Below are 8,418 nucleotides of genomic sequence, written 5' to 3'. Positions count from 1 at the left end.
CAGCCATGCGAAGCCTTTTGGCGAAGCGTGGTGTCCGGCGAAGCCCGTTAGGGCGAAGACGGACGGAGATGAAACTCTGGAAAGCTCCGAAGCCGTAGGATGGGTTGAGCGTAGGTGCAAAGCGCCGGAGCGATAACCCATCGTTCCGTCGTTGTGGTTGGCTCCGCTGATGGGTTTTCGCTGGGCTTAACCCATCCTGCGGCCCTAAACCTGCCCCACCCGTGTCAGCTGCAGCCTCGCCACGGCCCCTGCAATAAAGCTCCGGGGGAACAGCCTGAGCAAAATCGGCACGATCTTGATACCGAGTCCCGGAAACACCGTGCCCTTGTTCGCCATCAGGCTCTTGTAAGCCAGCGTCGCGACATCCTTCGGAGACACGCCGAGAATCATCGAATCCAGCCCCGGCTTGAAACCCGCCCGCGCCTGGAATTCCGAGGGCACCGGGCCGGGGCAGATGGCCGTGACGCGCACGCCCTTGGGGCCGAGCTCCTGGCGCAGTGCTTCGGTGAAGGACAGCACATAGGCCTTGCTGGCGTAATAGACCGCCATGCCGGGGCCCGGGATGAGGCCGGCGATCGAACTCATATTGAGGATGCCGCCTTTATGCCGGATCACTTGCGGTGCGAGGCGCAGCGACAGATCGGTGAGCGTGCGGATATTCAGGTCGATCATGCGCAGCTGCGCATCGCGGTCCATGTCGACGGCGAAACCGAACATGCCGAAGCCGGCATTGTTGATGAGATACTCGACCTCGACGCCGTTGCTCTGCAACGCTTCTTCGATCTTCGCACAGGCGTCCGGTTGTTCGAGATCGCAGGGAATGACGATCGGAGCGGAGCCGCCGGCGGCGACGATCTCGTCTGACAAAGCGGTGAGGCGATCGGCACGCCGTGCCACCAGTGCCAGCCGATGCCTGTGGGCGGCGAAGACGCGGACCATCTCGGCGCCAATTCCCGCCGAAGCTCCGGTGATCAACGTTACGCGCTCAGTCACAGGGAATTCTCTTGCAAGTATGGCTTGAAGACGAATGGCTCTAACTAAGGCGTAATAGGGATATGATTGATGCGCAAGCGCCAATGGCCACCCGGATACCGGGGCAGCCAATTCAGCGCGTGTCTCGCCAAAGAGCCGCATGCGATATCGCCGATCACGCATCGTGCTATCGGCGATATGTGACGGATTGAATCAGGCCGTCTCGGCCGTATCGCCGGCTACCCGGCGCTTGAGCTCGACGCGGTCACGTGCGGACACGCCGAGCAGATCGGCGGCACGCCAGACCACGTTTTCCTCGAATTCGCTGACCTTGCCGTCGGCAAAAACCAGCTCCCACATCATCTCGACCAGACGGATGCGGCCGGGCTCATCCACCACGCGCATGATGACGCTGGTGAAGTGATAGAGATCGACAGCCTCGCCTTCGACCAGCGTCGCCGCCTCGATCAGGCGATCGGCGGTGCCGGGGTCGAGCTCGAAGCGCGTCTCGATCAGGCTGTGGAGTTTTTCCTGTTCGATCTTGGATGGCGCACCATCGATCGAAATCACATGAATCAGCAGTGCGGTGGCCGCGAGGCGGAAACCGGTATCGTCGAATTTCTGGTCGGCCGTGGCATCGGGGGCCACAACGTCTGAAATGAATTGGCGTAATTTTTCGAGCATGAGATTTTTGAACCAGATCGGCGGGCCGCGCACCATGCGGCGAATGAGCCATCGCGTTGTGGCGCGGAACATGAACGCACACAATACACGCCGGTTCCTGACCGCGTAATTACAGTTAAGTAAGCCTTGGTTCGTTTACGGAATTTCGTAGACCAAAACTTTATCAGCAATGCCGCGTAAAGCGGCAGTCTTCTCGATGGGTGCGGTACCCGCCTGTTGCAGAATCGCTTCGACAGCTTTTGCGGAAACGATCGGTGTCGTCACATGAATGGATTGTGACGTGGCGAGGCCCTGGACGCGCGCGGCGATATTCACGGTCTGGCCGAAATAGTCCTGCCGCTCATTGAGCATCACGGCGAGGCATGGCCCTTCATGGATGCCGATCTTGACGACGAGATCGCGGGTCTCGCGTTCGTCATTGAGCCGCTCCATCGCCTTGCGCATTTCAATCGCGGCCAGCAGCGCCTGCTCGGGACGGGTGAAGGTCGCCATTACACTGTCGCCGATGGTCTTCACCACGGCGCCGCCTTCGGCTGCGATGATGTCGAGCAGCGCATGGAAATGCGCGCGGACGAGATCGAAAGCGGCGAGATCTCCGACGCGCTCATAAAGCGCGGTGGAGCCCTTGAGGTCGGTGAACAGGAAGGTCAGCGAGGTGATCTTCAGGCGCTGGTCGATATTGAGATTGTCGGCCTTGTAGAGATCGCGAAAGGTCTGGTTGCTGAGGATGCGCTTGGCTGTGACGAAGGGTTTGCGCTTGCCGATCAGGTGATGAAGCGCATCGGCGGCGACCAGGATCGACGGCAGCACGCGGGTGCCGGTCTGATTGTCGTAGGCGATCGTCAGCGGGCCCGGCTGCATGGTGGTCGTCAGCGTTGGCGCATGTTCGCTGCGATAGGTGAGGGAGAGATGTCGCATCTCATCAGTCGGCTCGCCCTGCACATCGATGAAATGCGCGGTGTGAGTCACCGGCTCGAACAGGATGATGAATTGCGGTGGTAGCTGCAGCGTCAGCTCGGCGCGTTGATGCGCGGGCAGTTCGCGGGCATCGAGCACCACGTCCTCCGACAAGGTCGACAGTGCGTCCGCGTTGAATTCGATGCCCGAGCTCCAGAACACCTGACGGAAATATTCCCAGATCGGCAGTGAATTCGGGTCATGGGCGGCGATCCGTCGGATGCGCGGCGAGATGGTGAAGGCGACCTCGACCTGCTCATCGACCGACACGGCATAGCCGCGGCCGCACAGGCCGCATTGATAGTCGTCGCTGCGCAGCGATTTCAGCGTGCCATGGGCATCGAGCACCCCGCCGCAGCCGGGGCACATCACATTCCAGGTCAGATCGAACAGGCCGAGCTTGGACGCATGCAGGAAGCCGGCGATGGCTTTCTCTTCATTAAGGCCAGTGCGCGCTGCGAAATCCAGCGGGTTGACGCGATTGAGCTCATGATCCGCGCCCTCCTGCGCCAGCAGCGCGATGGCGTCGGCAACCGCGGGATCGGTGACTTTCTTCAGGCGCGCGAAGTGGGAGAGGATGTCGCTCATAGCTCGATAGATAGGGGGTGGGGGGCGGGAGTCCAAGACGCGTCACGAGCTCTGTCCCTCATCGCGGATCAAACTCCACCCTCATCCTGAGGAGCGCGCTCTTGCGCGCGTCTCGAAGGATGGTGGCATGCTCCGAGCCAGGCCAGCTCATGGTTCGAGACGGCGCTTCGCGCGTCCTCACCATGAGGGGGGTTACCTTGCGGCGATCCTGAACTCCGGTGACCGGTCCGGCTGTGTCGTCACGACGCCGATCGGCATCACCGGCTCCGCGTCCGGCAGCGTCACCCGGAAATTCCCGATGATCTTCGCCAGCGCCAGCGTGGCCTCGACGATGGCGAAATGGGCGCCGATGCAGACGCGGGCGCCGACGCCGAAGGGGAGATAGGCAAAACGGTCGGGCTGCGGATGGCCGGACGTGAAACGCTGCGGCATGAAGGCGTTGGGCTCGGACCAGCGCGTCTCGTTCCGGTGCAGCAGCCATGGCGCGATCAGGACGATGTCGTTCTTCGCGACCGCCATGCCGCTGATCGTGTCGGGGGCACGGGCGGCGCGTGCGATCAGGAAGGCCGGCGGATAGAGCCGCATGGTCTCGTCGATGACCGCGCGGGTCAATTTCAGGCGGTCGAATGCCAGCGCGCCGGTGGCCATGGCTGCCCGCGCCTCGCTGGCCACAAGCTCCTGCGTGGCGGGATCGAGCGTCAGCAGATACAGCGCCCAGAACAGAGCCGTTGCCGTGGTCTCATGGCCGGCGAGGATCATGGTCGCGACCTGATCGCCGAGCTGGTCATCGGTGAATTCGGCGCCGGTTTCGGGGTCGCGGGCCGCCAGCATCAGTTCGAACAGATCACGCGGCGGGGCATCGTCCGCCTTGCCGGCAGCGCGGCGCTCGGCCACCAGCATGGCGACGAAGCGCGTCCAGCGGCGGCGGAAGCGCCAGCGGGGAAAATCCTGCGGCGTAGGCCAGCCCGCCGGCAGCAGCAGGTCGAAGAAATGCGGCCGGGCCAGGGTCTGCCCGTATTCCATGACGAAGTCACGCAGCACCTTGCCGTGCTTCGTCATGCCATAGGAAAACATGGTGCGGCCGGCGATCTCCAGCGTCATGCGCTGCATGATCTCGCGCAGATCCACGGGACCATCGGTCTTGCCCTGCAGGTCGGCCACCGTGTCGTCGATGGCCGAGAGCATGTGCGGCACCAGCGTGCCCACCGCGCGCGGCGTGAAGGCTGGCGCCAACGTGCGGCGCTGATGTTTCCAGACGCGCCCTTCGGCGGTCAGCAGGCCGTCACCGAGCAGTGGCCGCAACACCCGGAAGGCGGCGGGGGTGCGGGTGTAGTTCTCGTAATTGTCCACCAGCACGTGGCGGATCGCATCGGGGTCGTTGAGGATGAAGCTGGCATGGCCGAAAAAGCGGCCCTTGATGATGTCGTCCTCATAGGCCTTCTGGCCCCAGGTCTCGATGGCACTGCGGCGCATCGCCTTCATGCGGTCGCGTGCCGTCATGTCCTCGGGCGCACGCGGCGGGGCCGGCGGCACCACATGCCGTTTCGGGATCGGAAAGTCGTAGACCTCGGCAATGCTCACGACAGGCCTCGCAACGATGAGAGCGACAGCGGATCATATCATCGGACAAAGCCGGCGTCTTGAAGGCGTCATTGTTTGCAGGTGCAGCATCGATTTATGCGGGAGCGACTGGACAGGGCATGTCCTTCGCAGGCATCACCATTGGTGATGACGGAATCCCCCAAACCTGCTCCCTTGCCCTCTGACGGAATTGCCGCGCCGCTGCGGTTTCCGGTGTTCCGCCGCATCTGGCTGGCCAGCCTGCTGTCAAATCTGGGCCTGATGATCCAGAGCGTCGGCGCTGCCTGGGCGATGACGCAGATGACCGCCTCCGCCGACAAGGTGGCACTGGTGCAGACGGCCTTGATGCTGCCGATCATGATCCTGGCGATGCCGGCCGGCGCCGTGGCCGACATGTATGACCGCCGCATGGTGTCGCTGGCATCCTTGGCGCTGTCGCTCGTCGGCGCCAGCACGCTCACGGCGATGGACTGGACCGGCCATATCACGCCGAACATCCTGCTCGCCTTCTGCTTCATCATCGGCAGCGGCATGGCGCTGTTCGGCCCGGCCTGGCAGTCCTCGGTGGGCGAGCAGGTTCCGGAAGACGTGCTGCCCGCCGCCGTGGCCCTGAACGGGATCAGCTACAACATCGCCCGCAGTTTTGGCCCGGCCATCGGCGGCGTCGTCGTGGCGGCCGCGGGGGCTGTCGCGGCGTTCGGCGCCAATGCGCTGCTCTATGTGCCGCTGTTCGTCGTGCTGCTGCTGTGGCGGCGGCAGATCGAGGTCTCGCGGCTGCCGCGCGAGCGGTTGAACCGGGCCATCGTCTCCGGCATCCGCTACATCGCCAATTCGCCCTCCATCAAGATCGTGCTCATGCGCACGCTGATCACCGGCATCTGCGGTGGCTCGATCTCGGCGCTGATGCCGCTGGTGGCGCGCGACCTGCTGCATGGCGGCGCGCAGACATACGGCATCATGCTTGGCGCCTTCGGCATGGGCGCCGTTATCGGCGCGCTGAATATCGGCCATATCCGCAAGCATTTTGCCAGCGAAACCGCGATCCGCGGCTGCACGCTGATCATGGGCATGGCCATCATCGGCGTGGCGATGTCGACCGAGCCGGTGCTGACCGCCGCATCATTGGTCGTCGCTGGCGCCGTCTGGATGGCCGCGATCGCGTTGTTCAATATCGGCGTGCAGCTGTCGGCGCCGCGCTGGGTCGCGGGGCGTTCGCTCGCCGCGTTCCAGGCGGCCATCGCCGGCGGCATCGCCATCGGCAGCTGGGGCTGGGGCCGCCTTACCGACGTGGTCGGGATCGAATGGGCGCTGATCGTCTCGGGCATCGCGATGTTCGCCTCGCCGCTGTTCGGCCTGGTGTGGCGCATGCCGCCCACCGGCGCCCGCGATGAGGATGCGGAGCGGCTTGAGGATCCCGAAGTGCAGTTGCAGCTCACGGCGCGCAGTGGGCCGCTGGTGGTGGAGATCGAATACCGCGTCGATCAGGAACAGGCGCGTGCCTTCCATGGCGTCATGCAGGAGGTGCAGCTCACAAGGCAGCGCAATGGCGCCTATGGCTGGTCGATCGCGCGCGACATTGCCGATCCGGAATTGTGGACCGAGCGCTATCATTGCCCGACATGGATGGACTTCTTGCGCCAGCGCAATCGCACGACGCAGTCGGAGCGTGCTTTGTATCTGCGTGCGGCGGGCTTCCATCTCGGCCCCGATCCCGTCCGCGTCCGCCGCATGCTGGAGCGGCCTTTCGGCTCGGTCCGCTGGAAGGACGAGACGCCGGATCGCGCCGCGACGGAAGTGCTGCCGGCCTCGACGCCAGCGGGCAGCAGTTAGTTCCCTCGCCCCGCTTGCGGGGAGAGGGTGGCCGCGCGAAGCGCGGTCGGGTGAGGGGGCTCTCCATTTACTCGGAGCGTGTGGATAGCCCCCTCACCCGACTTCCACGCGCTGCGCGCGCTACAGTCGACCTCTCCCCGCAGGCGGGGAGAGGTTAGAACGTCACTGTCCGTTGTCCGCCAGCACTTTCGCGCAGGCCTTGCCAAGCTTGCTGCGATTTTCCTTCAGGCAGCTCAGCACGACCATGTCGCCATCATTCATCTTGGCGCGGCAGAAACGCGATGCGTCGCGCGAACAGGCATTCTGGTTGGCTGCCGTGTTGCCCTGCTGCGCGAGAACCGGCGTGGTGAGCAGCAGGAACGGAACGATCAAAAGGCGTTTCATTGCAATATCTCCCTCGTTAAATGGTCATTATCAATGCGGGCGCAGACAAGACCGTGGGCATGGCGCAATGATGGCGGGAACTCGCGCTGCGCGATGCGTCGGCGTTGGGAAGTAATGGAACGAAAGCTAGTTCCGTCACTCCATCCCTCATCCTGAGGAGCCGCGAAGCGGCGTCTCGAAGGATGGCGACGGGCGCGAGAGCCAAGCCAGCTCATGGTTCGGGACGCGCGCAAGGGCGCGCTCCTCACCATGAGGGGCTGAGTTAGTTCCGGCTACCGCCGATGACGAGATCGTCGCGATGGATCATCTCGATGCGGCCGGTGATGCCGAGAATGTTCATCGCATCCGGCGATGAGCGGCCCTTGATCTTCTCGGCATGCTCGGCGTCATAGGCCACGAGACCGCGACCGATTTCATGCGCATCGGGATCGCGCACGATCACCGCATCGCCGCGTGAAAACTGTCCATCGACGCGGATCACGCCGGCCGGCAACAGGCTCTTGCCCGCACGCAATGCAGCGGCCGCGCCGGCGTCGATGGTCAGCGTGCCCTTCGGCTCCAGCGATCCCGCAATCCAGCGCTTGCGCGCCGTGACGGGATTGGCGGGCGTCAAAAACCACGTGCAGCGGCCGCCATCGGCGATCGCCTGCAGCGGATGATCGATCTTGCCGGAGGCGATGATCATATGCGTGCCGGCGGTGGTCGCGATCTTGCCGGCCTCGATCTTGGTGTACATGCCGCCGCGCGACAGTTCGGATTCGGCGGCACCCGCCATGCTCTCGATATCGGCAGTGATGTGCTCGACCACCGGGATCAGCTTCGCATCTGGATTGGCGCCGGGTGGTGCGGTGTAGAGCCCATCGATATCGGACAGCAGCACGAGCAGATCGGCTGACGTCATGGTCGCAACGCGGGCGGCAAGGCGGTCATTATCGCCGTAGCGGATCTCGTTGGTGGCGACGGTGTCGTTCTCGTTGATCACGGGCACCGCACGCCATTCCAGCAGTTTGCCGATGGTGGAGCGCGCATTGAGATAGCGACGGCGTTCCTCGGTGTCCTGCAGCGTGACGAGAATCTGTCCGGCGCCGATGCCGTGATGGCCGAGTACTTCGGACCAGATGCGGGCAAGCGCGATCTGCCCGACGGCTGCCGCAGCCTGGCTCTCTTCCAGTTTCAGCGGACCGCGCGGCAGCTTCAGGCGATGACGGCCAAGTGCGATCGAGCCCGACGACACGACGAGCACGTCGCGGCCATCGGCGTGCAGCTTGGCGATATCGGCAGCCAGTGCTGCCAGCCACTCTGCCCGCACTTCACCCGCTGCATGGTCGATCAGCAGCGAGGAGCCGACCTTGACGACGATGCGGCGGAAGTTTTTGAGATCAGGCGACGACATGGCGATGCTTCTTGGGCGATGGTGTCTGT

The 8,418-nt window shown here is 63.9% G+C and carries 7 protein-coding genes; 1 reads left to right on the top strand and 6 read right to left on the bottom strand.

Features of this window, described 5'->3' with window-relative positions; genetic code table 11:
- Positions 1–204: 204 nt before the first annotated feature.
- The 4 genes from AC1RQ5_RS01840 to AC1RQ5_RS01825 all read right to left on the bottom strand — a co-directional run bounded on the left by AC1RQ5_RS01840 (position 205) and on the right by AC1RQ5_RS01825 (position 4,782).
- Positions 205–993 (bottom strand): SDR family NAD(P)-dependent oxidoreductase, encoded by a 789-nt coding sequence (locus tag AC1RQ5_RS01840; protein ID WP_398484661.1) that lies wholly within the window; start codon positions 991–993, stop codon positions 205–207.
- A gap of 192 nt (positions 994–1,185) precedes the next feature.
- On the bottom strand, positions 1,186–1,656 hold the full coding sequence (locus tag AC1RQ5_RS01835) for a tellurite resistance TerB family protein (RefSeq protein ID WP_398484663.1): 471 nt from the start codon (positions 1,654–1,656) through the stop codon (positions 1,186–1,188).
- A 135-nt stretch (positions 1,657–1,791) separates the two neighbouring features.
- The gene (locus AC1RQ5_RS01830) at positions 1,792–3,201 is read right to left on the bottom strand and encodes an adenylate/guanylate cyclase domain-containing protein (protein ID WP_493196898.1); all 1,410 of its coding nucleotides are present in this window, start codon (positions 3,199–3,201) and stop codon (positions 1,792–1,794) included.
- 192 nt (positions 3,202–3,393) lie between these two features.
- Positions 3,394–4,782, bottom strand: a complete 1,389-nt coding sequence (locus AC1RQ5_RS01825) for a cytochrome P450 (RefSeq protein ID WP_493196897.1) — start codon at positions 4,780–4,782, stop codon at positions 3,394–3,396.
- Positions 4,783–4,929: 147 nt separating this feature from the next.
- Between AC1RQ5_RS01825 and AC1RQ5_RS01820 the strand changes: the two genes are divergently transcribed.
- The gene (locus AC1RQ5_RS01820) at positions 4,930–6,612 is read left to right on the top strand and encodes an MFS transporter (RefSeq protein WP_493196896.1); all 1,683 of its coding nucleotides are present in this window, start codon (positions 4,930–4,932) and stop codon (positions 6,610–6,612) included.
- 162 nt (positions 6,613–6,774) lie between these two features.
- On the opposite strand, the gene AC1RQ5_RS01815 is transcribed toward AC1RQ5_RS01820, so the two are convergent.
- Positions 6,775–6,996 carry a hypothetical protein gene (locus tag AC1RQ5_RS01815; RefSeq protein ID WP_493196895.1) on the bottom strand — a complete coding sequence of 74 codons (222 nt, stop codon included), beginning with the start codon at positions 6,994–6,996 and terminating at the stop codon, positions 6,775–6,777.
- Between the two features lie 262 nt (positions 6,997–7,258).
- On the bottom strand, positions 7,259–8,389 hold the full coding sequence (gene proB / locus AC1RQ5_RS01810) for a glutamate 5-kinase (RefSeq protein ID WP_493196894.1): 1,131 nt from the start codon (positions 8,387–8,389) through the stop codon (positions 7,259–7,261).
- Positions 8,390–8,418: the final 29 nt, after the last annotated feature.

The sequence above is a fragment of the Tardiphaga sp. GW821-FHT12E02 genome, assembly GCF_058807155.1.
Note: the sequence above shows the minus strand (reverse complement) of the source record. Positions and strands in the feature narration are given on the sequence as shown.

What these genes read in the sequence shown, in the direction of transcription:
- AC1RQ5_RS01820 (WP_493196896.1), top strand. Translation starts at nt 4,930, where the DNA reads ATGACGGAATCCCCCAAACCTGCTCCCTTGCCCTCTGACGGAATTGCC.
- AC1RQ5_RS01830 (WP_493196898.1), bottom strand. Translation starts at nt 3,201, where the DNA reads ATGAGCGACATCCTCTCCCACTTCGCGCGCCTGAAGAAAGTCACCGAT.
- proB (WP_493196894.1), bottom strand. Translation starts at nt 8,389, where the DNA reads ATGTCGTCGCCTGATCTCAAAAACTTCCGCCGCATCGTCGTCAAGGTC.
- AC1RQ5_RS01815 (WP_493196895.1), bottom strand. Translation starts at nt 6,996, where the DNA reads ATGAAACGCCTTTTGATCGTTCCGTTCCTGCTGCTCACCACGCCGGTT.
- AC1RQ5_RS01835 (WP_398484663.1), bottom strand. Translation starts at nt 1,656, where the DNA reads ATGCTCGAAAAATTACGCCAATTCATTTCAGACGTTGTGGCCCCCGAT.